The organism is Streptomyces sp. NPDC017940 (assembly GCF_044328435.1).
GTDB lineage: Bacteria > Actinomycetota > Actinomycetes > Streptomycetales > Streptomycetaceae > Streptomyces.
On sequence record NZ_JBIRHJ010000002.1, the window covers coordinates 747,601 to 773,480 of the forward strand.

Below are 25,880 nucleotides of genomic sequence, written 5' to 3' on the forward strand. Positions count from 1 at the left end.
GCCCGACGGCCGCAATGACGAGTGCCCCACCTTTCCTGCCATGGCTGCTGGGGGGGGGTCGTGCCGCTCGGGGTGTCGGGGCCGGGCGGGACTTCACCTCATACCGACCAGTCGGTAACGTAGGGGGCATGACCTCTTCGACGACTTCCCCGCAGCTCGGCGCGGCCCTGCCCCCACGTGCGGGGCGGCGCTGCCACGGCGTGCTCAACACCGTGCACACGACGCACTATTTCGCCCCCGACGCGGGCCGTGAACTGGCCGCGCTCGGCATCACGCACCCCAAGGCCGTGAACTTCGCGATCCGGGGAGCGGCGATGGGGGCCGTGGGCGCGGGTGTGGTCACCGCCGCGTTCTACAACTACAAGCCGGAGGTCGTGGCGCGGTTCGTGCCCGCGGTGTGGCGCACCGCGACACCCGAGGACGTGCTCGCCGCCCGGCTGCGCGCCGTGGACTCCACGCTGCGCCGCCTCCTCGGCGACGACGTGCTGTCCTCGCCGGAGATGACCGAGGCGGCCGGGCTCGCCCTGCGGGCCGCGGAGGCCTGCTCGCCGGGCGGCCGCCCGCTGTATGCCGCGCACGCCGCCCTGCCCGTCCCCGAGGAGCCCCACCTCGCCTACTGGCACGCGGCCACACTGCTGCGCGAACACCGGGGCGACGGCCACCTGATGGCGCTCCTGGACGCGGAACTCGACGGCGTGGAGGCGCTGGCGAGCCACACGGCGACGGGCAAGAGCATGACGCCCAAGTGGAACCTGGCCACGCGCGGCTGGTCCCCGGAGGACTGGGGCGCGGCCGTGGAGCGGCTGCGCGGGCGCGGGATCCTGGACGCGGAGGGCGAGTTGACGCAGGCGGGCATCGCGCTGCGGCAGCAGATCGAGGAGCGCACCGACCGGCTCGACCGCGCCCCCTACGAACACCTCGGCGCGGCCGGTGTCGAGCGCCTCACCGAACTCGGCTCCGCGTTCGCCGGTGCGGTCGTGCGGGCGGGGGCGTTCCCCGGGGACCTGCTCGGCAAGGCCTGACATGCTTCCCCCGTCCGCGGGGTACCCGGACGGCCCGCGACTTCGAACAGCTCTCCGTGGAAGAGGTTCCGTGGAGGAGGTCGGGGAGACGAAGGGAGAACCTCGTGTTCCGTGCGATCGCGGACGTTCTGCGACAGATCGCTGGTGCCATCGCCACCGTGGTCACGCTGCCCTTCCGGGCGCTGGCCCGGCTGTTCGGCGGAGCTTCGCGTTCCGGTGGCAGGTCGGGGCGGACGCGCCGGGTCTGACCGCCTCGCTGTCGGTGCCGCCTGCCACAATTGGGCGGCAACCTCAGTGAGAAGGCGGTACCGGAACGTGACGACCACTCCAGCCTCCATCGAAAGCAGGATCGCCGAGGAGCTCGGCGTACGGGAGCGGCAGGTGAAGGCCGCCGTGGACCTGCTCGACGGCGGGTCGACGGTGCCCTTCATCGCGCGCTACCGCAAGGAAGCGACCGAGATGCTCGACGACGCGCAGCTGCGCACGCTCGAGGAGCGCCTGCGCTATCTGCGGGAACTGGAGGAGCGGCGCAGTGCCGTCCTCGAATCGGTGCGTGAGCAGGGCAAGCTCACCGACGATCTCGAGGCCCGCATCCGCGAGGCCGACACCAAGGCCCGCCTCGAGGACATCTATCTGCCGTTCAAGCCCAAGCGGCGCACCAAGGCGCAGATCGCCCGCGAGTCCGGCCTGGAGCCGCTCGCCGACGGGCTGCTCGGCGACCCGACGGTCGACCCGGTGGCTGCCGCCGCCGCGTTCGTCGACGCCGACAAGGGCGTCGCCGACCCGCAGGCCGCCCTCGACGGGGCCCGCGCCATCCTCACCGAGCGGTTCTCCGAGGACGCCGACCTCATCGGTGAGCTGCGTGAGCGCATGTGGGTGCGCGGGCGTCTGGCCGCCAGGGTCCGCGAGGGCAAGGAGGAGGCGGGCGCCAAGTTCGCCGACTACTTCGACTTCGCCGAGCCCTTCACCGAGCTGCCCTCGCACCGCGTCCTCGCGCTGCTCCGCGGCGAGAAGGAGGACGTGCTCGACCTGGTCCTCGAGCCGGAGGAGCCGAGCGAGGACCGGGTGGGCCCGTCGTCGTACGAGGACTCCGTCGCCCGGCGCTTCGGTGTCGCCGACCGCGGCAGGCCCGGCGACAAGTGGCTCGCCGACACGGTGCGCTGGGCCTGGCGGACCCGGATCCTGGTGCACCTCGGCATCGACCTGCGGCTGCGGCTGCGGACGGCGGCGGAGGACGAGGCGGTGCGCGTGTTCGCGGCGAACCTGCGCGACCTGCTGCTCGCCGCCCCCGCGGGCACGCGCGCCACGCTCGGCCTCGACCCCGGCTTCCGCACGGGCGTGAAGGTCGCCGTGGTGGACGCCACCGGCAAGGTCGTGGCGACGGACACCATCCACCCGCACGTCCCCGCGAACAAGTGGGACCAGGCCGTCGCCACCCTCGCCCGCCTCGCCGAGCAGCACCACGTGGACCTCATCGCGATCGGCAACGGCACCGCGTCCCGCGAGACCGACAAGCTGGCCGCCGACCTCATCACCAGGCACCCGGAGCTGAAGCTCACGAAGGTGATGGTCTCCGAGGCGGGCGCCTCGGTGTACTCGGCGTCCGCGTTCGCCTCGCAGGAGCTGCCGGAACTCGATGTGTCGCTGCGCGGCGCCGTGTCCATCGCGCGGCGGCTCCAGGACCCGCTCGCCGAGCTGGTGAAGATCGACCCGAAGTCCATCGGCGTGGGCCAGTACCAGCACGACCTGTCGGAGGTGAAGCTGTCCCGCTCCCTCGACGCGGTCGTGGAGGACTGCGTGAACGGCGTGGGCGTGGACGTGAACACGGCCTCCGCGCCGCTGCTCGCCCGGGTGTCCGGCATCGGCTCCGGCCTCGCCGAGAACATCGTGGCCCACCGCGACGCCAACGGCCCCTTCAAGAACCGCAAGGGCCTCAAGGACGTGCCCCGGCTCGGCCCCAAGGCGTACGAGCAGTGCGCGGGCTTCCTGCGCATCCGCGGCGGCGACGATCCGCTCGACGCCTCCAGCGTGCACCCGGAGGCCTACCCCGTGGTGCGGCGGATGGCGGGGACCGCGGGCGGTGACGTCGGCGCGCTGGTCGGTGACACCGCGACGCTGCGGTCGCTGCGGGCCGCCGACTTCGTCGACGACCTCTTCGGCCTGCCCACGGTCACGGACATCCTGAAGGAGCTGGAGAAGCCGGGGCGCGACCCGCGGCCGGCCTTCAGGACGGCGACCTTCAAGGACGGAGTCGAGAAGATCTCCGACCTCGCGCCGGGCATGGTCCTCGAAGGCGTCGTCACCAACGTCGCCGCGTTCGGTGCCTTCGTGGACGTCGGCGTCCACCAGGACGGCCTGGTGCACGTGTCGGCGATGTCCAGGACCTTCGTCAAGGACCCGCGCGACGTGGTGAAGCCGGGTGACATCGTCAAGGTGAAGGTCCTCGACGTCGACGTCCCGCGCAAGCGCGTCTCCCTGACCCTGCGCCTCGACGACGAGGCCGCGCGGGACTCCGCGGGCGCGGGCGGCGGCCGCAAGGAGCGCGGGGGCCGTCCGCCGCAGCAGCGCGGGGGGCGCGGGGGCACCCGGGAGCAGGGTGGCGGCGGGCGCGCGCCGCAGCAGGGTGGCGGTGGCCGCGCCCAGGCCGGGCGGAGCGGCGGCGCCAAGGAGCAGCCCCGGGGCGGCGGCAGGCCCCAGCGCCAGGGCCCGCCGCCCGCGAACGACGCGATGGCCGAGGCACTGCGCCGCGCGGGCCTGGTCGACCCCGGGCGCCGCTGACCGGGGCGCCCCGCCCGGGTCGCCACCGGGGAGACCCGGCGGCGACCCGGGGCTGACCCGGAGGCGGGGTGACCGGGGTGACCAGCAGCGGTCGGACCGTGCACGCCTGCGCCGGGGCACCTTCGGGGCAGTCGCTCGGAGCAGGTGCCCCGGGGAGTCGGCTCAGCGGGAAGCTTCCGTCACCGTGCCCGCCGCCACCGCCAGGCGGCGGGTCACGTGGACGGCGTCGAGCATGCGGCGGTCGTGGGTGACGAGGAGCAGGGTGCCCGCGTAGGAGTCGAGGGCCGACTCCAGTTGCTCGATGGCGGGCAGGTCGAGGTGGTTGGTGGGCTCGTCGAGGACCAGCAGGTTCACGCCGCGGCCCTGGAGGAGGGCGAGCGCGGCGCGGGTGCGCTCGCCCGGCGAGAGGGTCCCCGCCGACCGCAGCACGTGCTCCGCCTTGAGCCCGAACTTGGCGAGGAGCGTGCGGACCTCCGCCGGGTCGGTGTCGGGCACGGCCGCGCGGAACGCGTCGAACAGCGACTCCGCGCCGTGGAACAGGGCGCGCGCCTGGTCGACCTCGCCCACGACGACGCCCGGGCCGAGCGCCGCGTGCCCCTCGTCCACGGGGACACGGCCGAGCAGGGCGGCGAGCAGCGTCGACTTGCCCGAGCCGTTGGCGCCGGTGATGGCGACCCGGTCGGCCCAGTCGATCTGGAGGCCCACCGGCCCCAGCGTGAACGCGCCGCGGCGCACGACGGCCTCGCGCAGGGTCGCCACGACGGCACCGGAGCGCGGCGCCGCGGCGATCTCCATGCGCAGCTGCCACTCCTTGCGGGGCTCCTCCACGACGTCGAGGCGCTCGATCATGCGCTGCGTCTGGCGCGCCTTCGCGGCCTGCTTCTCGCTGGCCTCGCTGCGGAACTTGCGGCCGAGCTTGTCGCTGTCGGTGGCCTTGCGGCGGGCGTTCTTCACGCCCTTGTCCATCCAGGTCCGCTGCATCTGCGCCCGGTCGTGCAGGGCCGCGCGCTTGTCGGCGTACTCCTCGTAATCGGCACGGGCGTGCCTGCGGGCGACGTCGCGCTCCTCCAGGTACGCCTCGTAGCCACCGCCGTAGAGGTTGATCTGCTGCTGCGCCAGGTCGAGTTCGAGGACCTTGGTGACCGTGCGGGTCAGGAACTCGCGGTCGTGGCTCACGACGACGGTGCCCGCGCGCAGTCCGCGTACGAAGGCCTCGAGACGCTCCAGGCCCGCGAGGTCGAGGTCGTTGGTGGGCTCGTCGAGCAGGAACACGTCGTAGCGGGAGAGCAGCAGCGAGGCGAGGCCCGCGCGGGCCGCCTGACCGCCGGAGAGCGCCGTCATCGGGTGGTCGAGCCCCACGCCCAGACCGAGCGATCCCGCGACCTCCTCGGCGCGCTCGTCCAGGTCGGCGCCGCCGAGGGCGAGCCAGCGCTCCAGGCTGTGGGAGTACGCGTCGTCGGCACCGGGCGCGCCTGCGACGAGGCGTTCGGTGGCCTCGTCCATGGCGGTCTGCGCGGCGGCGACACCGGTGCGGCGGGCCAGGAAGGCGTGGATCGTCTCGCCCGGCCTGCGGTCGGGCTCCTGGGGCAGATGACCGACCGACGCCGTCGGGGGCGACAGGCTCAACCGGCCGGAGTCCGGGGTGTCCAGGCCCGCGAGAAGGCGCAGCAGCGTGGACTTCCCGGCTCCGTTGGCGCCCACGAGGCCGATGACGTCGCCGGGGGCGACGACGAGGTCCAGGCCTTCGAAGAGGGTGCGGTCGCCGTGGCCGGCGGCGAGGTGCTTCGCGACAAGGGTGGCGTTCATCAGACCCATGAGCCTAGCCGCACCGGCGGGCGGCCGGGCGGGTGGCCGGGCCCGGCGGTGACGAGCCCCCGGGCCACGCCGGGGCGCCCCTCAGGGCCGCGGCGCCGCGACCGTCACGCTGTCCGGGGTCCGCGCCACCACGTGGCGGGCCTTGGCCGGCAGCGGGAACCGGTGCTCCCCCGGCTCCAGGACCTGGTCGAGGACTGCGTGGACGCGGGTGCGGTGGAGCCGGCCGAGCCGGTAGGCGGTCAGCCGCACCCGGCAGGCGGAGGCGACCTCGGCGACGACCGCGTCCCCGGTCACCTCGAGCCGTGTGAGGCGTCGCTGCCCCGCGGGAGTGCGGTCGAGTGCGCCCTCGATCCGGGCGACGAGCAGCGGGACGACGGGCACGAGGCAGTCGACGTACGCGACGTCGGCCCCCGCGCCCTCGAAGGCCGCCCGCACCGCCGCGCGGACGCGCTCCTCCACCGCGCGCCCGAAGGCGACCGCCCCGTACGTCCGCAGCTCCTCGGCCGGCACACCGGCGGCGTCCGCCGCGATCTCCGCCCCGACGCCGATCGTCCGCAGGGCCGCGGCGAGTTTGGCGAGCAGCGCCACCCGCGCCCCGATGAGCAGCACGCGCCGCCGGCCGCCCCCCGGCCGCTCCCCGTTCAGGAGCCGCCCGAGCTGCGCGCGGTACTCGGCGCCGCGGAAGCGGAACGGGCCTATGCCGTGGTAGCCGTTCAGGGGCAGGTCGGCGTGGGCGGAGGTCTGCCAGGCGAAGTCGCGCCACACGTAGTCGTCGCCGCCGTCGCCGCCCCGCTCGATCACGGCCGTGACGGCGCCGCACCCGAGCCCCTCGCACTCGGGGCAGCCGTAGATCACGTACCGCCCGTCGAGCAGCGGGGCCTCGGCTTCCAGGAGCAGTCGGCGCACATGCGCGGTGAAGATCGCGGGCGGGATGTCGGAGGCGAGCGGGGACACGGCGTCCAGATCGGCGAGCTGGAAGAGGAGGGGACGGCCGTTCACGATGAAGTCGACGAAGTCGCGGTGGACTTGGCAGTCCCCGTTGGCGAGTACCCCACCGGCACGCATCGCCGGTGCCAGGCCGAAGGACGCGTACGCGGCAGGCATGCTGTGAGTATCCCCACCCGGCCGGGGGTCTGCGCACGTGCGCACACATTCCGCTACGTTTTCGGGATGGGTGGGACCAGCAGTACCGAGGTGATCGTTGTGGGCGGTGGGGTCATCGGGCTCACCACCGCCGTGGAGCTCGCGGAGCGCGGCCGCCGCGTCCGGGTCTGGGCGCGGGAGGCGGCCGAGCACACCACCTCGGCCGTCGCGGGCGGCCTGTGGTGGCCGTACCGCATCGAGCCCGAGGCCCAGGTGGGCGACTGGTCGCTGCGGTCGCTCGCGGTGTACGAGAAGCTGGCGGCGGACCCGGAACGCACCGGCGTACGCATGGTCGACGGCGTACACGCGCGGACCGGCCTGGACGGGCTCGGGCCCTGGGCCGCGCGGGTGCCGGGGCTGCGGGCGGCGACCGCCGCCGAGTGCCCGGAGCCCGGCCTGTGGGCGCGGCTTCCGCTCATCGACATGCCCACGCATCTGGCGTGGCTGCGGGGGCGGTTGCGCGCGGCGGGGGGCGTGGTCGAGCAGCGGACCGCGCACAGCCTCGACGAGGCGCTCGGGGAGGCGCCGGACGTCGTCAACTGCTCCGGTCTCGGCGCCCGCTCCCTGGTGCCCGACGACACGGTGCGTCCGGTGCGGGGTCAGCTGGTGCTCGTGGAGAACCCGGGACTGCGTACGTGGTTCACGGCCGCGGATCAGGCGTCTTCGGCGACGACGTACTTCCTGCCGCAGCCCGGGCGCCTGGTGCTCGGCGGCACCGCCGACGACGGCGACTGGTCCCTGGAGCCGGACCCGGCGGTGGCGAGGGCCATCGTCGAGCGCTGCGCCCGCGTCCGCCCCGAGATCGCCTCGGCCCGCGTGCTCGGCCACCGCGTGGGCCTGCGCCCCGCACGCCCGTCGGTCCGCCTGGAACGCGAGCTCCGGGGTGCGGGCCGCACCCTTATCCACAACTACGGCCACGGCGGCGCCGGAGTAACGGTCGCCTGGGGCTGCGCCCGATCAGCCGCCAACCTCCTGGACTCCCCGCCACACCCCTGAGCAGCAGCTCAGCCCCCACGGGGCCTCCCCCACCGCCGCCGCAAGCCAGAATCTCCCCACCTTGACGGCGAAGCCGAATGCCCCCTCGCCCCCCACGGCGAAGCCGAGGTTTTTTCCCCGCCGCAACGGCGAGCAACCGAACAAACGCATCCCGGCGGTGCCAAGCCCACCCCGCCAGAACAGAGACACCCCGAACGGAAACGGCCCCCGCCCCCGGCACGAAGCCGGGACCGAGGGCCGCCGCCCAGCAGGGGGCAAGGCTCAGCGGGCCGGATCGGGCCGCTTCTCCACAGGCGAACCCGACCCGGGCTCGCCGTCCTCCCCGTTGTCGGCCGGTCCGATGCGGATCTCGAACTCCCCGACCCCGTACTGCTCGTGACCGGCGATGACGGCCTTCTCGACGGCCTCGGAGCCGTGTTCGCCGCGTACGATCAGCGGGTCGTGGCGCAGATCGCGCATCAGCGCCACGCACATGCCGATCATCACCAGGGTGAAGGGTGCCGCCACGAGGATCGTCAGGTTCTGCAAGCCCTTGAGGGCGTTGTCGTTCCCGTCACCGATCAGCAGCATGATCGCGGCGACCGCTCCGGTGACCACGCCCCAGAAGACCACGACGAGTCGGCCGGGTTCGAGCGAACCCCTCTGGGAGAGCGTGCCCATGACGATCGAGGCGGCGTCCGCGCCGGACACGAAGAAGATGCCGACGAGGATCATCACCAGGAGGCTGGTGGCGGTCGCGATCGGGTACTCGTTCAGGAGGCCGAAGAGCTGCGCCTCGGGGGTGGCGTCGCCCTCCAGGCCGCCGCGCTCCTTGACCTTCATGGCGCTGCCGCCGAAGACGGCGAACCAGATCAGGCTGACGGAGCTGGGGACCAGGATGACGCCGCCGACGAACTGACGGATCGTACGCCCGCGGCTGATGCGCGCGATGAACATGCCGACGAAGGGCGTCCAGGAGATCCACCACGCCCAGTAGAACACCGTCCAGCCGCCGAGCCAGTCCGAGACGCCCTCACCGCTCGACGCCTCGGTGCGGCCGATCAGCTGCGGCAGATCGTTGAGGTAGGCGCCGATCGAGGTCGGCAGCATGTCGAGCACGATCACGGTCGGGCCCGCGATGAAGACGAAGAGGACGAGCAGCAGGGCGAGCACCATGTTGATGTTCGAGAGCCACTGGATGCCCTTCTCCACGCCGGAGACCGCGGACGCCACGAAGGCCACGGTCAGCACGGCGATGATGGTGACGAGCAGGCCGGTGCCCGCCTTCTCCATCCAGTCGAGTTCCTCGAATCCGCTGCCGATCTGCAACGCGCCGAGGCCGAGCGAGGCGGCGGAGCCGAAGAGCGTGGCGAAGATGGCGATGATGTCGATGACCCGCCCCCACGCACCGTGGGCGTGCTTTTCGCCGATGAGTGGCACGAAGACGGAGCTGATGGTCTGCCGCCGGTTCCGCCTAAAGGTGCTGTAGGCGATGGCGAGGCCGACGACCGCGTAGATGGCCCAGGGGTGCAGGGTCCAGTGGAACAGGGTGGTCGCCATGGAGGTCTCCATGGCGGCCGCCTTGTCCGCGGGGTCGGTGCCGGGCGGCGGCGTCGTGAAGTGGGCGAGGGGTTCGCTCACTCCGTAGAACATCAGGCCGATGCCCATGCCGGCGCTGAACATCATCGCGACCCAGGACACCGTGCGGAACTCGGGCTCCTCACCCTCCTTGCCGAGCGTGATCCTGCCGTACCGGCTCATGGCGAGCCACAGGGCGAAGACCACGAAGCCGGACGCCGCCAGCATGAAGGCCCAGCCACCGTTGTGGATGAGGCCTTCGAGCATGTCGGAGGAGACGTCCTCGAGGGTGTCCGTGGCGACGGCGCCCCAGACGACGAAGGCCAGGGTGAGCCCGGCCGTGACGCCGAAGACCACCCGGTCCGTCCGTGCCAGCCCCCCGTGGCCCACCGACAGCGGCGGGCCTCCTCCGGGATCCGCTTTCTGCGTTTCCTGGGTCACAAGTGCACCTTTCGCGGAGTTGTTGATCGTCGTGGATTCTTCTCCGCTACCCCCTACCACAAGTGACGTGCGCTCCGATGCCTCAACAGTCGGTGTCGGGCTGCCCGATGGCGAGGTGATAGGACGCGCGTCCGTCCAGGAGCAGCGGGACGAGCGCGCGTGCGGGCTGCCGCAACGGCACGAGCGCGCCCGCGCCGTCCCGCTTCACCGTAACGCCGTGGAGGCCGAGTTCGTCCTTGACGTCGGCGAACTGTTCCGGTGTGAGGCGGTAGCCGCACGCCGGGTCCTGAAGGGTCTCGCCGGGTTCGGCCGGGTCGTTGTCGGCGCCGCCGAGGTAGACCGGGCCCCGGTCGCGCAGCCCGGCGAGCCGGGACGCCGTGCTCGCCGCCTCCAGGCGCCACCGGTGGCTCTCGGCGTAGGAGAAGAGGCCGTCGAGTGCCGACAGTTGTGAGCGCACCCGGCGCCGGTTGTTGAGGGACTCGTCCCTCTTCTCGGCGTCCGTGAGGGGGTCGACGCGGCTCTCGATGAGGAGTCCCGCCGCGTGTTTCAGGCCGGAGGCGTTGCGCAGGATGCGTTCCTGGCCGTCTCCGGCGACCTGCTTGACGGGGTCCCCCGTCACCGGGTCGGTCCAGATGCCGTAGGTGCCGGTGCTGTGTCCTTCGGCCTCGGCGGCGGGGCGTACGTAGTCGCGGGAGAGTGCCTTCGCCTCGCGGTGCAGCGCGCCGTGGGTGTTGAGGTTGCGCGGCCAGAGGTCGAACAGGTCCTTGTCGTAGTACTGGGGTGTGGCGCCGTACTCGTGCAGGTCGTAGATGGCGTCGGGCCTGTGGTCGCGGATGACGGCGGCCATGGCGCGGCCCTCGGTGGTCTTGAGGGCGATGTGGTCGCGGTTGATGTCGACGCCGTCGGAGTTGCCGCGGGTGTCCGCGGCGCGGCCGTCGGGGTTGGCGGTGGGCACGACGAGCAGGGTGGTCCTGGACAGGAACCGCCGGGTCCTGTCGTCCTTGGCGTAGGCCAGGTCGCGGACGGTGGTCAGACAGGCCTCGCGCCCGGAGGGCTCGTCGCCGTGCTGGCTGCACACGAGGAGCACGGTGCTCGCGGTGCGGCGCTCCCCGATGCGGACGAGCTGCACCGGCCGGTCCTGCTTCGTGGTGCCGACGCGGGACACCGAGACGCGGTCGGTGGCCTTGTCGAGGCTCCGCAGGAGCCGCTGCTCCTCGGGCTGGCTGGTCCAGCGCGCGCCGTTGCTCTCTTCGAAGCCGGTGCGCGGTGGCGCCGGGGACGCCTGTGCGGGGGCCGTGAGCAGCGGCGCGGCGAGCACCGCGCAGACTCCGGTCAGTGCCAGGGCGCGTATGCGGGATGTCATGAGGTGCGGCCTCCGGGTACGGGGGAGATCCGGCGGGGCGGTGCGACCCCGTCGAGGCGGGACTCGCGCGGTACGACGGCGTGCGGGACCGTGGCGAGTGCCTTGGCGCCGCCTACGAGTGGTACGCGGGCGACGGTGCGGGCGAGGTCGACGGTGAGGGTCGGGGTGTCGGCGGGGGGCACGATGAGGTTCCTGTCGGTGCCGCCGACGATCAGTGCGAGCCGGTGTCCCTTGGGTACGACGTGGTCGCTCGCGGCCAGGTCCAGGGTGATGGTGTACGGCTTGCCGGGCGTCAGCGGCCCGCCGTGCTGGTCGGACGCGTGGTTGCCGAGGTCGGCCCAGCCGCGGCTGAAGACGGTGTAGTCGACGTTCGCGGTCCTGGCCCGGGTGTTCTTGAAGCAGGAGCTGTCGCCGGGTGTGCTCCGGCCCCAGCAGGAGCGGTCGGGCAGCGTGTCGATGCCCTCGTCGTCGTGGGTGTAGTCACGGATGGTGCCGGGGCCGATGTCGGCGAGTACGGCCGTGAGGTGGGCCGTGCGCGTCGTCGGCGTGACGGTGACCCGTATCTGCGAGGAGCCGGAGATGCGCAGGTCGCGGGCGAGAGGGCGGGTGGTGAAGCCGTTCTTCGCGGGCGTGGACGTGTCGATCGCCGAGGCCCAGTCGGCCTCGCCGAGCCGCCGGTCGTCGGTGAAGGTCTCGGTGCCCCTGCCGGGGCGCGGGCCGAGGGTGCCGACGCCGGGCGCGGTGCCCTTGGCGGGGTGCAGCGCGGTGGTGGAGGTGCCGCGGGGCGGCCAGACGCGGTCGGTGGTCCAGCGGTCGGGGGCGCGCTCGACGTCGGCCATCGGCTCGCGGTCGATGCCGTTGCGGTAACCGAGGAGTTCGTGGTCGAACCAGCGGTGCAGGGTGCGCACCCAGTGGGCGCGCCGGAAGTCGAAGGGGTCGACGTGCCCGGCCTGGCTCAGCCAGATCTTCCGCTCCACGCCGGCTTCGGCGAGGGCGTCCCACCACTGCCCGAAGTGCTTGGTCCGCACGTTCAGGTCCTGGAGGCCGTGTACGAGGAAGACGCTGGCCCTGACCTTGCGGGCGTCGGGCACGTGGTCGCGTTCGGTCCACAGCGGGGTCCAGTCGCCGCTGCGGGGCGCCCCGGTGACGAGTTGCTGCTTGACGTGGCCGCAGCGCGCGGCCGCCTCGGGGCTCTCGATGCCGCGGGCGAGTCCGTCGGGGCCGCTGTTGTACAGCGGGGCGCCCTTGGCGAAGTAGTAGTCGTACCAGGAGGAGATGGCGCCGATCGGCACGATGGTCCGCAGGCCCTCGACGCCGGTGGCGGCGACGCCGTTGGCGACGGTGCCGTCGTAGCTCTTGCCGATCATTCCGGTGCGGCCGTTGGTCCACCCGGCGTCGGCCCGCCGGTCCCCGGTGCGGGTGGTGTAGCCGCGGGCGCGGCCGTTCAGCCAGTCGACGACGGCCTTCGCGGACTGGACGTCGGAGCGGCCGCCGACGTCGACGCAGCCGTCGGAGCGGTTGGTGCCCGCGAGGTCGACGGCGGCGTAGGCGTAGCCGCGGGGCACGAAGTAGTTGTCGTAGTACAGCGGGAACCGGACGGGGTCGCCGTTCGCGTCGTACGTCTTCTTCTGGCTCTCGTTGCCGCGTCCGCAGCAGGAGTAGTACGGACTGGCGTCCATGATCACGGGTATCTTCCGGCCCTCGGCCGCGGGTTCGCGGGGCCGGACTATGTCGACGGCGACGCGGTCGGTGCGGCCGTCCGCGTCGCCGTCGATCCGGATGTCGACCCACACGGACTCGCGTATCGCATCCGTGTAGGAGTAGATGGGCTTGCTCTCCTTCACCCGGCCCGCCATCTCCTCGGCGTCGGGAGTGCGCGGCGCGGAGTGGGCGGCGCCGCCCGGGGCCAGGAGGGTGGCGAGCAGGGCGGCGAGCGCCGCCGTCAGGAGCGTCCTCCACAGCGCCGGGCTCAGCGGGGTCTTCGGGCGCGTGCGTCGCGCGCGTATCGGCATGGCGCGGAAGGTACACGCGTCAACTCCTGGCGGAAAGGGGGCCGTACGTCCCGGTGAAAGGTGCGTGGGGCAAGAACGCACATGTCGGCTGAATGGCGATCGTGTGACATATGCGGCCATGGACATGGTCAGGGGTGACGGTGCTCAATAGGGTCGACGACATCGTGACGTACCGCGCCAGGCAGGGACGGCGGCCCCGCACCCCGGGGGCCGCCGTGCCGCGTCCTGGCGCAATCGACCGCATATCGTGATGACTTGGAGATACCCGTGCACCGCAGACTCATCGCCCCGGGCGCGCTCGCGGCCTCGCTCGTCCTGCTGGCGATCCCGGCATCGGCCGCCGACTTCGCCCCCGGGGCGCCGGGCGCCGGCGACCCCTACTACCCGGACGCAGGCAACGGCGGCTACGACGTCTCGCACTACGACCTGCGCCTGAAGTACCAGCCCAGGACGGACTTGTTGGAGGGCACGGCCACGCTCCAGGCCACCGCCACGCAGAACCTGTCCCGCTTCAACCTGGACCTCGGCCTGAAGGTCAGCGAGGTCCGGGTGAACGGCAAGAAGGCCGCGTTCGCCAGGACCGGCGAGCAGGAGCTCGAGATCACCCCGAAGGCGGGCCTGACCAAGGGCAGTTCCCTCTCGGTGGTCGTGAAGTACGCGGGCAAGCCGTCCGAGGTGAAGATCCACGGCTTCACCGCGTGGCAGCGCACGCCCGACGGCGGTGTGGCGGCCCAGGAGCCGGAGTCGTCGGCCTGGTGGTTCCCCGGCAACGACCACCCGCGCGACAAGGCGACGTACGACGTGTCGGTGTCCGTGCCCGACGGTACGCAGGCCATCTCCAACGGCGTGCTCCAGTCGCAGTCCTCCAAGCTGGGCTGGACCCGCTACAACTGGCGTTCCAACAAGCCGCAGGCCACGTATCTCGCGACGCTCGCCGTCGGCAGATTCGACATCACCACGGACAAGACGGAGAACGGGCTTCCCGTCCTCAACGCCTACAGCAAGGACCTCGGTGACAACGCGGGCGCGGCGCGCGCCAGCATCGAGCGGACCACCGAGGTCGCCGAGTGGCTGGAGGAGGTGTTCGGCAAGTACCCCTTCAACGCGCTCGGCGGTTACGTACCGAACGTCCCCGCCAGCTACGCCCTGGAGACCCAGACGCGGCCGTTCTACGGCCCGCGGGCCTTCGCGAACGGCTCGAACGTCTCCATCGTCGTGCACGAGCTCGCCCACCAGTGGTACGGCGACAGCGTCTCCGTGGAGAACTGGAAGGACATCTGGGTCAACGAGGGCTTCGCCCGCTACAGCCAGTGGCTGTGGTCCGAGAAGGAGGGCGAGGGCACGGCCCAGGAACTCGCCGACTACGTGTACGCCCAGAACGCGGCGGACTCGCCCTTCTGGCAGGTCAAGCCGGGCGACCCGGGTCCCGACAACCAGTTCCACATCGCCGTGTACGACCGCGGTGCCCTCGCCCTTCAGGCGCTGCGCAACGAGATCGGTGACGAGTCCTTCTTCCGGATCCTGAAGGGCTGGCCGAAGGAGCGGGCGTACGGCAACGCCTCGGTGCGTGACTTCGTGTCGTACGCCGAGAAGGTCAGCGGCAAGCCGCTGTCGGGGCTCTTCGACACCTGGCTGTACCAGGTGGGCAAGCCGGGGGCGCCCGCCGCGCGCGACGCCGGGGTGGCCCGGGCCGCGGGGAAGGCCGCGCCGGCGAAGCCGAAGTCGTGGAAGAAGATCGCTGCGACGAACACGCTGCACGACCACGAGCACGGCGGTGAGCACGGCAAGGGCCACGACCACCGCTGACGCTCGCCGTCGGCCTGCGGACGCGCCAGTGGGGGGCGCCCTTCAAGGCGCCCCCCACTGGTGTTGCCGGTTCCCGTGGCCCCTACGTCACCGGCGTCCGGCAGGTGCGCTGTGCCCACCCGGTCCACCCCTGGCGGACCGGTCGGCCACAGCGGGGCAACAGCTACTTCGTGACGTCGACCGCCTCGCGGTCCTGCTTGCGGCGGATCGCGTACCAGCCGGCCGTGAGGCCCGCCGCCACGATCGGGATGAGGAAGAGCGTCTTGCGGCCCACCTCGGCGTCCTTCCACATCAGGCCGAGGACGGCGAGCAGGAAGGCGATCGTGACGTACTGCGTGACGCCGCTGCCGGGCAGCCGGAAGTCGGGCCTGGTCAGGTGGCCCTCCTTGGCCCTGCGGACGAAGGCCAGGTGGCACACCATGATGCTGATCCAGGTGCCGATGATGCCGAGCGAGGCCACGTTCAGGACGATCTCGAACGCCTTGTCCGGCACGACGCGGTTGAGGGCGACGCCGAGGACGCCCACCGACGCGGTGAGCAGGATGCCGCCGTAGGGCACCTGGTTGCGGTTCATCCTGGCGGTGAACTTCGGCGCCGAGCCCGCCATGGCCATGGAGCGCAGGATGCGGCCGGTGGAGTACAGGCCGGAGTTCAGCGAGGACATGGCCGCGGTGAGGACGACGAAGTTCATGACGTCACCGGCGCCCGAGACGCCGATCTTGGAGAGCACGGTGACGAAGGGGCTCTCGTCGGCGGAGTACATCGTGCCGGGGAGCAGCAGCGCGAGCAGCACGACCGAGCCGACGTAGAAGACACCGACACGCCACATGATCGAGTTCACGGCGCGCGGGACGACCTTCTGCGGGTCCTTGGTCTCACCCGCGGCGACGCCGACCAGTTCGAGGGACGCGTACGCGAAGACGACGCCCTGGAGCACGATCACGACCGGCATCAGGCCGTTCGGCAGGAAGCCGCCGTGGTCGGTGATCATGTTCAGGCCGGGCTTCTCGCCGCCCACGTCGTGCTGCGTGGAGACCAGGAAGATGCCGACGAACATGAAGGCCACGAGCGCCGCGACCTTGATGATCGCGAACCAGAACTCCATCTCGCCGAACCACTTCACGGAGATCAGGTTCACGGCGAGGACCACGGCGAGCGCGGCGAGGGCGAGCACCCACTGCGGGATGTCGGTGAAGAAGCTCCAGTAGTGCGTGTAGAGCGCGATGGCCGTGATGTCGGCGATGCAGGTGGTCGACCAGTTGAGGAAGTACATCCAGCCGGCGACGTAGGCACCCTTCTCGCCCAGGAACTCGCGGGCGTAACTCACGAAGGAGCCGGACGAGGGCCGGTAGAGGACCATCTCGCCGAGGGCGCGGACCACGAAGAACGCGATGATGCCGCACACGAGGTACGCGACGGCGAGGGCGGGCCCCGCCGAGTGGAGGCGGCCACCCGCCCCGAGGAACAGGCCGGTGCCGATCGCGCCACCGATCGCGATCATGTTGACGTGGCGGGCCTTGAGGTCCTTGCTGTAACCGGCGTCGCCCGCGTCCGCGGGGGCGGCGTTGGCCGCCTGGGACACGGCGGGGGCGTCCGTGGCCGTGTCTACGGCGTCGTTGCTCACGTGGAAGATCCACTCTGTGGTGCCCGGAAGAGGTTCCGGGGTCCGGATGTGCTGCGGGCCGCCACACCCCTGACGTGGGCGAACCAACGCGACACCTTCCCCCACCGCCCCCTGCGGATGCGGTGGCACAGATCACATAGCGGCACTTCTCACATGGTGAGCGCCCTCTGTACAGCTGCGCGTCAGACGGTGTAAAGGTCCTCGATCAGATCCCGGTACCTGTCCCTGATGACCCTGCGGCGCAGCTTCAGGGACGGCGTCAGCTCCCCGGTCTCCGGGCCCCACTCCCCGGCGAGGAGCCGGTACCGCTTGATCTGCTCGGTGCGGTTCAGGCGCGCGTTGGCCGTCTCGACGGCACGGGCGACCTCCTGCCGTACGGCGGGGTGGTCCACCAGGCCGGCGCCGCCGGCGTCGATGCCGCGGGCGGCGGCCCAGGCGGGCGCCAGCTCCGGGTCGAGGACGAGCAGCGCCACCAGATAGGAGCGGCCGTCGCCGTGCACCAGGGCCTGGCCGATCAGCGGGTGCTCCTTGAGGGCGTTCTCGACCAGCGCGGGGGCCACGTTCTTGCCCGTGGACGTCACGATGATCTCCTTCTTGCGGTCGGTGATCCACAGGAAGCCGTCGTCGTCGAGCCGCCCCACGTCACCGGTCGCGAACCAGCCGTCCGCGTCCCGCAGGCCGTCGACGCCGCCGTCGGCCCGCAGATAGCCGTCGCACACGAAGGGCCCGCGCACCATGACCTCGCCGTCGTCGGCGACGCGTACCTCCATGCCCTCCAGGGGCTTCCCCACCGAGCCGAGCCGGAAGGCGCCGCGTCCGTTGGCGGTGACGACGCCCGTCGTCTCGGTCAGCCCCCAGGCGTCCAGGACCACCAGGCCGAACCCGGCCCAGAACCTCGCCACGGTAACCGGCATCGGCGCCGCCGCGCTCGCCGTCCACCGCAGCCTGTCGAACCCGGCGAGCGCGAGCAGCGGGTCGAGCACCCGCTCCTTGGCCTCGCGGTAGGCCGCCGCCAACTCCGCCGGTGGTTCCTCGCCGCGCTCACGGCAGTCCACGTGCGCGCGTGCCGTCGCCGCCGCGTCCTCGACCGCCCGGCGGCGCTCGTCGGGCAGCCCGGCGAGCGCGGCCCGTACGGCCGCTGCGAGCTTCTCCCACACCCGGGGCACACCGAAGAACTGCTGCGGACGCACCTCCCGTGCCAGGGCGCCCACGAGCGCCGGGTCCGGGCACATGTGGACCTCGGACGCGCGGAGCAGCGGCAAATAGATCCCGAGCATGCGCTCGGCGATGTGCGCGAACGGCAGATAGCAGATGTGGCCGGCCCGCCCCGGGAACTCGATCGCGGCGTCCAGGGCGATGCCGTTGCCGATGACGTTGCGGTGCGTCATGCGCACGCCCTTGGGGTCGCCGGTGGTGCCCGAGGTGTAGACGACGGTCAGCGGGTCCGTGGCCGCGCACTCCCGCCAGCCCTCGTCGAAGGCGTACGGGTCGAGGAGCCGGGTGCCGGCGGCGAGCACGGACGCGTAGGTGCGGTGCGGTCCCGCGGCGGCCGCGTCGACGACGACCAGCCGCTCCAGGGGCGTGCTCGCGTCCTCGACGAGGGGCCCCCAGCGCGGCAGCTCCCGTGCGCCCTCCACGATCGCGAACCGGGCCCGGCTGTGCCGGACGATGTGCGCGATCTGGCCGGGTGCCGAGGTGCCGTACACGGTGACGGGGACGGCGCCCAGGTGGACCAGGGCGACGTCGCTCAGCCAGTGCTCGGGGCGGTTGGCCATCATCATCAGGACGTGCTCGCCGCGCCGGACGCCGAGCGCCGCGTACCCGGTGGCGAGCGCGGCGACCTCGCGGCGCACCTCGCTCCAGGTGCGCGTCGCCCAGCCGGTGCCCTCGCGCCAGGAGAGCGCGGGCAGGTCCGGATGGTCCTCGGCGTTGCGCAGCAGCAGGGCGGGGAAGGTGAGGTCGGCCGGGTCGCCGGGAAGTCGCGGGATCGAGGTCATGGAACCGCCTCCTGACACCGTCGGTGCGCTGTCGGCCACGTGGCGTGACTGGCCCGGAGACTTTCACAACAGTGGTGGCACAGCAATACTGTTGCACCGCATCGACGCACGGCAGGGGAGGTGGCGCGCCGCCATGACGACGGGCACGGACGAGCCGACGGGCACGGGGCAGCCGACGCGGGCGGAGGATGCGGAGGACGCGGCGTACGCGGAGGAGTCGCCATCCGCGGAGGAGTCGGCGTACGCGAAGGGGTCGGCGTACGCGAAGGAATCTGCGTACGCCAAGGACGCGGCGGAGCCGACGTACACGGTCGACGAGCTGGCCGCGCACGCGGGCGTCACGGTCCGCACGATCCGCTTCTACAGCACGAAGGGGCTGCTGCCCCCGCCGGTGATCGGACCGCGCCGCGTGGGCCACTACGGCCCCGGGCACCTCTCGCGTCTCGCCCTCATCGAGGAGTTGCAGCACCAGGGGATGACGCTCGCCGCGATCGAGCGCTATCTGGAGCAGCTGCCGCCCGGCCTGAGCGCGCACGACCTCGCCATCCACCGCGCGGTGGTGGCGTCGTGGGCGCCGGACGCGCCGGAGGACATGTCCCGTGCGGAGCTGGAGCGCCGGGCGGGCCGGGCGCTCTCGGACGAGGACCTGGAGCGGCTCGCGGCGATGGGCGTGGCCGCCGCCCGTGACGGGGACCCCGGCCGGCTGCGGGTGGACACCGGCCTCCTCCGCCTCGGCGTGCAGCTGCTCGGCGTGCCCATCGCGCACGAGACGATCCTGGCCTCGCGGACCGTGCTCATGGAGCACGCGCGCTCGGCGGCGCACGAGCTGTCGCGGCTGTTCCGCGACGAGGTCTCGGACTCCCGCCGGGAGCGCGAGTGCGACCCCGAGCACGTCGCGGCGATGCGGTCCCTCTCGGCGCACATGCAGCCGATGGTGGTGCAGGCCCTGGTCACGGCGTTCCAGCGGTCGCTGAAGGAGGAGCTGCGGGAGTGGCTGAAGGAGAGCTGAGGGAGTGGCTCGGCGAGACCGAGCCACTCCCCCGCGCGTGCGGCACCGTCAGGCCGCGTCGCTGAACCGCTCGCCCCGCTCCGCCTTCTCGACGAGCAGCGCGGGCGGCGTGAACCGCTCGCCGTAGCGCTCGGCGAGCTCCCGCGCGCGGGCCACGAACGCGGGCAGCCCGGCGCCGTCCCCGTAGCCGTTGATGTACTGGAGGACGCCGCCCGTCCAGCCGGGGAAGCCGATGCCGAAGACGGAGCCGATGTTGGCGTCGGCCACCGACGTCAGGACGCCCTCCTCGAGCAGGCGCACGGTGTCGAGCGCCTCCGAGAACAGCATCCGCTCCTTCATGTCCTCGAACGGGATGCTGTGCCCGGGCCGGGTGAAGTGCTCGCGCAGGCCCGGCCAGAGGCCCGCACGCCTGCCGTCGTCACCGTAGTCGTAGAAGCCCTTGCCGCCGCTGCGTCCGGTGCGTCCGAACTCGTCGACCAGGCGGTCGATGACGGCCTCCGCGGGGTGGGTGTCCCAGGTGCCGCCCGCTTCCTCGACCGCCCGCCTGGACTCGTTGCGGATCTTGCGCGGGAGGGTGAGCGTCAGCTCGTCCATCAGGGACAGGACCTTCGCCGGGTAGCCCGCCTGGGCGGCGGCCTGCTCGATCGACGCGGGCTCGACGCCCTCACCGATCATGGCGACGCCCTCGTTGATGAACTGCCCGATGACGCGCGAGGTGAAGAAGCCGCGCGAGTCGTTGACGACGATGGGCGTCTTGTTGATCTGGCGTACGAGGTCGAAGGCGCGGGCCAGCGCCTCGTCGCCGGTGCGCTCACCCTTGATGATCTCCACGAGCGGCATCTTGTCGACGGGCGAGAAGAAGTGCAGGCCGATGAAGTCGACGGGGCGGGCGACGCCCTCGGCGAGCTGGGAGATGGGCAGCGTCGAGGTGTTGGAGCACAGCAGCGCGTCCGGCGCGACGACGTCCTGGATCTCCTGGAACACCTTGTGCTTGAGCGCCGTGTCCTCGAAGACCGCCTCGATCACCGCGTCACAGCCCGCGAGCTGCTGCGGGTCGGCGGTCGGCGTGATGCGGGCGAGCAGCGCGTCGGCCTGCTCCTGCGTGGTGCGGCCCCGGGAGACGGCCTTGGCGCAGAGCTTCTCCGAGTAGCCCTTGCCCTTGGCCGCGGCCTCGGCGGAGACGTCCTTGAGCACGACGTCGATGCCGGCACGCGCGCAGGAGTAGGCGATGCCCGCCCCCATCATCCCGGCGCCCAGCACGGCGACCTTGCGGACCGTGCGGGACTCGATGCCCCGGGGGCGGTTGGCGCCGGAATTGACGGCCTGGAGGTCGAAGAAGAACGCCTGGATCATGTTCTTGGCGACCTGCCCCGTGACCAGCTCGGTGAAGTACCGGGCCTCGATGGTCAGCGCGGTCTCGAAGTCGACCTGGGAGCCCTCGACGGCGGCCGCGAGGATGTTGCGGGGCGCCGGGTAGGGGGCCCCGGCCAGCTGCTTCTTCAGGTTCGCGGGGAACGCGGGCAGGTTGGCGGCGAACTTGGGGTTGGCCGGAGTGCCGCCGGGGATGCGGTAGCCGGGCACGTCCCAGGGCTGCTGCGACTCGGGGTGGGCGTCGATGAAGGCGCGGGCCATGGCCAGCATCTCCTCCGTCGTCGTGGCCACCTCGTGGACCAGGCCGTTCTCCAGGGCCCGCCGCGGGGAGTACTGGGTGCCCTGGAGCAGGACCTTCAGGAGGGCGTCGGTGATGCCCATGAGGCGTACGGTGCGGGTGACGCCGCCGCCCGCGGGCAGCAGGCCGAGGGTGACCTCGGGCAGGCCGATCTTCGACCCCGGCGCGTCGAGCGCGATCCGGTGGTGGCTGGCGAGCGCGATCTCGTAGCCGCCGCCGAGGGCCGCGCCGTTGAGGGCGGCGACGACGGGCTTGCCGAGGGTCTCGATGCGGCGCAGCGACTTCTTGATGGCGGTGCCCGCCTCGAACGCCTGTTGGGCGTTGTCGGGGCCGACCTGGATCATCTCCTTGAGGTCGCCGCCCGCGAAGAAGGTCTTCTTGGCGGAGGTGTAGACGAAGCCGCGGATCGCGCCCTCGTCCGCCTGGACGGCGGCCTCGGCGCGGTCGGCGATCGCGGCGATGGAGTCCTTGAACGCCTGGTTCATGGTGTTCGCGGACTGGTGGGGATCGTCGAGGACGAGGGTGACGATGCCCGTGTCGTCCTGTTCCCAGCGGATGGTGGTGCTCTTGGTCATGTCTGTGTCTCCGTGAAGTCTGCGGGGGCGTTGGCGGGCGGGGGCGGAATCTGGGGTGGGTGGTCGCGGTTCGTTGCCGACTGGCCGCCGGTGGGGGCTGGTCGCGCAGTTCCCCGCGCCCCTGGGGCTGCGGCTCCGCCGCGCCTCGTGAAGGCGCGCGCAGCGCGGCCTTCAGGGGCGCGGGGAACTGCGCGCGCAACCACGACGCACGCGCGGGCGGCGACGCCCCCCAGCCCCAGCGGCGCGGCCCGGCGCGGCGCGGCGCGGCCCGGTGCTACACCCGTTCCACGATCGTGGCGATCCCCATGCCCCCGCCGACGCACAGGGTGGCAAGCCCGTACCGCAGGTCACGCCGCTCCAGCTCGTCGACGAGCGTCCCGAGGATCATCGCCCCGGTCGCGCCCAAGGGATGGCCCAACGCGATCGCGCCGCCGTTGACGTTGACCTTGTCCAGGGACAGGCCCATGTCCTCCACGAAGCGCAGGACGACGGCGGCGAACGCCTCGTTGATCTCGACCAGGTCGATGTCGTCGATGCCGAGCCCGGCCTTGGCGAGCGCCTTGCGGGTGGCGGGCGCGGGACCGGTGAGCATGATCAGCGGCTCGGACCCGGAGACGGCGGCGGAGACGATCCGGGCCCGCGGGGTCAGGCCGTACCGCTCGCCGACCTCCCGGGAGCCGACGGCGACGAGCGAGGCGCCGTCGACGATGCCCGAGGAGTTGCCCGCGTGGTGGACGTGGTCGATCTCCTCGATCCAGTGGTACTTCTGCAACGCGACCGCGTCGAACCCGCCCAGGTCGCCGATGTCCTTGAAGGACGGCTTCAGCTTGGCGAGGGAGTCGGCGGTGGTGCCGGGGCGCAGGTGCTCGTCGTGGTCGAGGACGGTGAGGCCGCTGCGGTCCTTGACCGGGACGACGGACCGCGCGAAGCGGCCTTCCTTCCAGGCGGTGGCGGCCCGCTCCTGGGACAGCGCCGCGTACTCGTCGACGTCGCGCCTGCTGTAGCCCCCGATCGTGGCGATCAGGTCGGCGCCGATGCCCTGCGGCGCGAAGTTCGTGTCCCAGTTGGTCATCGGGTCGGCGAACCAGGCACCGCCGTCGGAGGCCATCGGCACCCGGGACATGGACTCGACGCCCCCGGCGAGCACGAGGTCCTCCCAGCCCGAGCGGACCTTCATGGCGGCCATGTTGACCGCTTCGAGACCCGAGGCACAGAAGCGGTTCTCCTGGACGCCCGCGACCGTGTCCGGCAGTCCGGCGGCGACGGCCGCGATCCGCGCGATGTCCGAACCCTGGTCACCGACCGGGCCGACCACACCGAGCACGATGTCGTCGACGGCGGCCGGGTCGAGGCCGGGGAAGCGGGCCCGGATCTCGTGGATGAGACCGACGACGAGGTCGATCGGCTTGGTGCCGTGCAGGGCACCGTTCGCCTTGCCGCGTCCGCGCGGGGTGCGGATCGCGTCGTACACGTACGCTTCGGTGGTCACGCCAGTGCCTTTCGGGGAAGTCGGTCCTTGGAGGGTCAGCTGAGCAGGGAACGGCCGATGATCTCCTTCATGATCTCGGTCGTGCCGCCGTAGATGGTCTGGATGCGGCCGTCGGTGAACGCCTTGGCCACGCGGTACTCGGTCATGTAGCCGTAGCCGCCGTGCAGTTGCAGGCAGCGGTCGGCGACGCGCTTCTGCAACTCGGTGGCCCACCACTTGGCCATGGAGGCGTGGACCGCGTCGAGTTCCCCGTTCGAGTGATCGACGACGCACCGGTCGATGAACGTACGGGTGACGGCGCACTCGGTGGCCATCTCCGCGATCTCGAAACGGATGTGCTGGAGCTTGGCCAGGGGGCGCCCGAAGGCCTCGCGCTCCTTGACGTACGCCGTGGTGATCTCCAGGAGGTGTTCGGCGGCGGCGATCCCGGCGACGGCGATGCCCATGCGCTCCTGGGCGAGGTTCGTCATCAGGTGCACGAAGGCGCCGTCCAGCTCGCCGAGCAGGTTCTCCTTGGGCACGCGTACGTCGTTGAAGAACAGTTCCGCGGTGTCCTGGGCCTTCTGGCCGATCTTGTCGAGGTTGCGGCCCCGCTCGAAGCCGGGCGCACCGCGCTCGACGACGAGCAGCGACAGGCCGTGCGCGCCCCCCTCGGGGGTGGTTTTCGCGACCACGACGACGAGGTCGGCGAGGATGCCGTTGGAGATGAACGTCTTGGAGCCGTTCAGGAGCCAGTGGTCGCCCATGTCCGCCGCGGTGGTGCGGATGCCCTGGAGGTCGGAGCCCGCGCCCGGTTCGGTCATGGCGATGGCCGTGACGGTCTCGCCGGTGCAGAAGCCGGGCAGCCAGCGGCGCTTCTGCTCGTCGGTGGCGAGGCCTGTCAGATAGGGGCCGACGATGTCGTTGTGCAGGCCGACGGCCAGGCCCGCGGCGCCCGCGCGGGTGAACTCCTCGGCGAGGACGGCGGCGTAGCGGAAGTCGTCGTTCCCGCCGCCCCCGTACTCCTCGGGCACCGCGAGGCCGAGCAGCCCCTGGCGTCCGGCCGCGAGCCATGCCGCGCGGGAGACGACGCCGTCCTTCTCCCACTGCTCGTAGTGCGGTGTCACCTCCTTGGCGAGGAAGGTGCGTACGGTCTCGCGGAACGCGTCGTGCTCGGCGGTGAAGATGTGCCGTTCCATGTGTGGCCTCCTCGGCCCTAGTGCCGGCCCTCGGCGGTGGTCGCTCCTTCGGCGGCGGTGGTCGCTCCCCCGGCGGGTTCGGGTGGCTGCGGGTTCCGGGTGAGCAGGCCCGGCACGTCCCAGTCGTGGGCCACCTCCGCGGTGTCGGCGCCGGGCTGCGCCGGGGCGCCGCGTACGGCGGTGGGGGTGGCGGAGAAGCGGGGGGCGGGGGCGGGCTGGGTGATGCCGCCGTGGTCGGTGAACGTGCCGCGGGCGGCGAGGTGGGGGTGGTGCGGGGCCTCGCGCAGCGACAGGACCGGCGCCACGCACGCGTCGGTGCCCTCGAAGAGTGCCGTCCACTCCGCGCGCGTCCGGGTACGGAACCGGGCGGCCACGGCCTCGCGCAGCTCGCCCCAGCGCGCGAGGTCCCGGCGGGCGGGCGCCAGGTCGCGCAGCCCGATCAGCTCGGTGAACTCGTCGTAGAACCGCTGTTCCAGCGCGCCGACGGCCATGTACTCGCCGTCCGCCGTCTCGTAGGTGCCGTAGAAAGGGCAGCCGCCGTCCAGGAGGTTGGCGCCCCTGCGGTCCTGCCAGCCGCCCGCCGCCACCATGCCGTGGATCATCGATGCCAGATGCGCGGCACCGTCCACGATCGCGGCGTCCACGACCTGGCCGGTGCCGGTGGCGCGCGCGTGGTGCAGGGCGGCGAGGACGCCGACGACCAGGTACAGCGAGCCGCCCGCGTAGTCACCGACGAGGTTGGCCGGGACGGCGGGCGGCTCCCCGGCGTTGCCGATCATCCCGAGGGTGCCGGTGAGGGCGATGTAGGAGATGTCGTGACCGGCGCGCGGGGCGAGCGGTCCTTCCTGGCCCCACCCGGTCATGCGGCCGTACACGAGCGCCGGGTTGCGGGCGTGGCAGGCCTCGGGCCCGACACCTAGACGCTCGGCGACCCCGGGGCGGTAGCCCTCCACGAGCACGTCCGCCCGCGCGGCGAGGTCCAGGACGCGGTCCACGCCGTCGGGGGTCTTCAGGTCGACGACGACGCTGCGCTTGTTGCGGTTGGTGACGTCGTGGGCGGGGTCGATCGCGAGGCCCGGGCCGCCCGGCCGGTCGACGCGCACGACGTCGGCGCCGAGGTCGGCGAGGAGCATGGCGGCGAAGGGGCCGGGCCCGATGCCCGCGAGCTCCACCACGCGCACGCCCGTCAGCGGGCCGTGAACGCCTTTGTCCGGCACTGCCATTGAGCCCCCAGCACTGTGACACAACCGATGTAACACCAGTGATGCTAAGAACGTGTTCCACTCCGCACAAGCCCCTGGCGAGCAAGCGCTTAGCCCACGGGAGTGGCGCGGGTCACGCGGGGGCGGCACGCGCGCGCCCTGCCCGTCCCACGCGGGCACCGTCGTGTCCACGGGACCGCCCCG

At 72.3% G+C, this 25,880-nt stretch carries 17 protein-coding genes; 6 read left to right on the top strand and 11 right to left on the bottom strand.

Annotated elements, in window-relative coordinates; genetic code table 11:
- The first annotated feature begins 128 nt into the window (after positions 1-128).
- The 3 genes from ACH4DX_RS08805 (at position 129) to ACH4DX_RS08815 (ending at position 3,800) form a co-directional block, all read left to right on the top strand.
- Complete coding sequence (locus tag ACH4DX_RS08805; RefSeq protein WP_398114719.1) at positions 129-1,022, top strand: hypothetical protein; 894 nt, start codon at positions 129-131, stop codon at positions 1,020-1,022.
- A 104-nt stretch (positions 1,023-1,126) separates the two neighbouring features.
- Positions 1,127-1,270: an LPFR motif small protein gene (locus ACH4DX_RS08810; protein ID WP_169749679.1), complete on the top strand. Its 144-nt coding sequence runs from the start codon at positions 1,127-1,129 to the stop codon at positions 1,268-1,270.
- Between the two features lie 67 nt (positions 1,271-1,337).
- Positions 1,338-3,800, top strand: a complete 2,463-nt coding sequence (locus tag ACH4DX_RS08815; RefSeq protein WP_398154555.1) for a Tex family protein — start codon at positions 1,338-1,340, stop codon at positions 3,798-3,800.
- Between the two features lie 162 nt (positions 3,801-3,962).
- Here ACH4DX_RS08815 and ACH4DX_RS08820 read toward each other — a convergent pair whose 3' ends face one another.
- Positions 3,963-5,606: an ABC-F family ATP-binding cassette domain-containing protein gene (locus tag ACH4DX_RS08820; RefSeq protein ID WP_398154556.1), complete on the bottom strand. Its 1,644-nt coding sequence runs from the start codon at positions 5,604-5,606 to the stop codon at positions 3,963-3,965.
- Positions 5,607-5,696: 90 nt separating this feature from the next.
- Positions 5,697-6,719: an oxidoreductase gene (locus tag ACH4DX_RS08825; RefSeq protein ID WP_398154557.1), complete on the bottom strand. Its 1,023-nt coding sequence runs from the start codon at positions 6,717-6,719 to the stop codon at positions 5,697-5,699.
- Positions 6,720-6,785: 66 nt separating this feature from the next.
- Between ACH4DX_RS08825 and ACH4DX_RS08830 the strand changes: the two genes are divergently transcribed.
- Entirely contained in the window at positions 6,786-7,754 is a 969-nt protein-coding gene (locus tag ACH4DX_RS08830) for an FAD-dependent oxidoreductase (RefSeq protein WP_398154558.1), read from the top strand.
- Between the two features lie 261 nt (positions 7,755-8,015).
- On the opposite strand, the gene ACH4DX_RS08835 is transcribed toward ACH4DX_RS08830, so the two are convergent.
- The 3 genes from ACH4DX_RS08835 to ACH4DX_RS08845 all read right to left on the bottom strand — a co-directional run bounded on the left by ACH4DX_RS08835 (position 8,016) and on the right by ACH4DX_RS08845 (position 13,127).
- A complete protein-coding gene (locus ACH4DX_RS08835; protein ID WP_398116045.1) occupies positions 8,016-9,707 on the bottom strand; it encodes a BCCT family transporter in 1,692 nt (563 codons plus the stop codon).
- 127 nt (positions 9,708-9,834) lie between these two features.
- Positions 9,835-11,115: a M14 family metallocarboxypeptidase gene (locus ACH4DX_RS08840; RefSeq protein WP_398154559.1), complete on the bottom strand. Its 1,281-nt coding sequence runs from the start codon at positions 11,113-11,115 to the stop codon at positions 9,835-9,837.
- Positions 11,112-13,127: a Xaa-Pro dipeptidyl-peptidase gene (locus ACH4DX_RS08845; RefSeq protein WP_398154560.1), complete on the bottom strand. Its 2,016-nt coding sequence runs from the start codon at positions 13,125-13,127 to the stop codon at positions 11,112-11,114. The genes ACH4DX_RS08840 and ACH4DX_RS08845 overlap by 4 nt, the downstream gene beginning before the upstream one ends.
- Before the next feature lie 267 nt (positions 13,128-13,394).
- On the opposite strand from ACH4DX_RS08845, the gene ACH4DX_RS08850 reads away from it, so the two are divergent.
- Positions 13,395-14,933 carry a M1 family metallopeptidase gene (locus ACH4DX_RS08850; protein ID WP_398116047.1) on the top strand — a complete coding sequence of 513 codons (1,539 nt, stop codon included), beginning with the start codon at positions 13,395-13,397 and terminating at the stop codon, positions 14,931-14,933.
- 163 nt (positions 14,934-15,096) lie between these two features.
- Here the strand turns inward: ACH4DX_RS08850 and ACH4DX_RS08855 are convergent, their stop codons facing one another.
- Together ACH4DX_RS08855 and ACH4DX_RS08860 are read right to left on the bottom strand one after the other, a co-directional pair.
- Entirely contained in the window at positions 15,097-16,557 is a 1,461-nt protein-coding gene (locus tag ACH4DX_RS08855) for an amino acid permease (RefSeq protein WP_398114733.1), read from the bottom strand.
- 182 nt (positions 16,558-16,739) lie between these two features.
- On the bottom strand, positions 16,740-18,554 hold the full coding sequence (locus ACH4DX_RS08860) for an AMP-dependent synthetase/ligase (RefSeq protein WP_398154561.1): 1,815 nt from the start codon (positions 18,552-18,554) through the stop codon (positions 16,740-16,742).
- Positions 18,555-18,687: 133 nt separating this feature from the next.
- Here ACH4DX_RS08860 and ACH4DX_RS08865 point away from each other — a divergent pair, with 133 nt between their 5' ends.
- Positions 18,688-19,563 carry a MerR family transcriptional regulator gene (locus ACH4DX_RS08865; protein WP_398154562.1) on the top strand — a complete coding sequence of 292 codons (876 nt, stop codon included), beginning with the start codon at positions 18,688-18,690 and terminating at the stop codon, positions 19,561-19,563.
- 48 nt (positions 19,564-19,611) lie between these two features.
- Here ACH4DX_RS08865 and ACH4DX_RS08870 read toward each other — a convergent pair whose 3' ends face one another.
- From ACH4DX_RS08870 to ACH4DX_RS08885, 4 genes are all read right to left on the bottom strand, one after another.
- On the bottom strand, positions 19,612-21,807 hold the full coding sequence (locus ACH4DX_RS08870) for a 3-hydroxyacyl-CoA dehydrogenase NAD-binding domain-containing protein (RefSeq protein WP_398154563.1): 2,196 nt from the start codon (positions 21,805-21,807) through the stop codon (positions 19,612-19,614).
- 274 nt (positions 21,808-22,081) lie between these two features.
- A complete protein-coding gene (locus ACH4DX_RS08875; RefSeq protein ID WP_398154564.1) occupies positions 22,082-23,296 on the bottom strand; it encodes an acetyl-CoA C-acetyltransferase in 1,215 nt (404 codons plus the stop codon).
- Between the two features lie 35 nt (positions 23,297-23,331).
- Positions 23,332-24,474, bottom strand: coding sequence for an acyl-CoA dehydrogenase family protein (locus ACH4DX_RS08880; RefSeq protein ID WP_398114743.1), 1,143 nt, complete (start codon positions 24,472-24,474; stop codon positions 23,332-23,334).
- Positions 24,475-24,491: 17 nt separating this feature from the next.
- A complete protein-coding gene (locus tag ACH4DX_RS08885) occupies positions 24,492-25,697 on the bottom strand; it encodes a CaiB/BaiF CoA transferase family protein (protein WP_398154565.1) in 1,206 nt (401 codons plus the stop codon).
- Positions 25,698-25,880: the final 183 nt, after the last annotated feature.

Coding starts and splice junctions, on each gene's coding strand:
- ACH4DX_RS08880 (WP_398114743.1), bottom strand. CDS start 24,474: ATGGAACGGCACATCTTCACCGCCGAGCACGACGCGTTCCGCGAGACC.
- ACH4DX_RS08885 (WP_398154565.1), bottom strand. CDS start 25,697: ATGGCAGTGCCGGACAAAGGCGTTCACGGCCCGCTGACGGGCGTGCGC.
- ACH4DX_RS08860 (WP_398154561.1), bottom strand. CDS start 18,554: ATGACCTCGATCCCGCGACTTCCCGGCGACCCGGCCGACCTCACCTTC.
- ACH4DX_RS08840 (WP_398154559.1), bottom strand. CDS start 11,115: ATGACATCCCGCATACGCGCCCTGGCACTGACCGGAGTCTGCGCGGTG.
- ACH4DX_RS08805 (WP_398114719.1), top strand. CDS start 129: ATGACCTCTTCGACGACTTCCCCGCAGCTCGGCGCGGCCCTGCCCCCA.
- ACH4DX_RS08865 (WP_398154562.1), top strand. CDS start 18,688: ATGACGACGGGCACGGACGAGCCGACGGGCACGGGGCAGCCGACGCGG.
- ACH4DX_RS08845 (WP_398154560.1), bottom strand. CDS start 13,127: ATGCCGATACGCGCGCGACGCACGCGCCCGAAGACCCCGCTGAGCCCG.
- ACH4DX_RS08870 (WP_398154563.1), bottom strand. CDS start 21,807: ATGACCAAGAGCACCACCATCCGCTGGGAACAGGACGACACGGGCATC.
- ACH4DX_RS08825 (WP_398154557.1), bottom strand. CDS start 6,719: ATGCCTGCCGCGTACGCGTCCTTCGGCCTGGCACCGGCGATGCGTGCC.
- ACH4DX_RS08830 (WP_398154558.1), top strand. CDS start 6,786: ATGGGTGGGACCAGCAGTACCGAGGTGATCGTTGTGGGCGGTGGGGTC.
- ACH4DX_RS08820 (WP_398154556.1), bottom strand. CDS start 5,606: ATGAACGCCACCCTTGTCGCGAAGCACCTCGCCGCCGGCCACGGCGAC.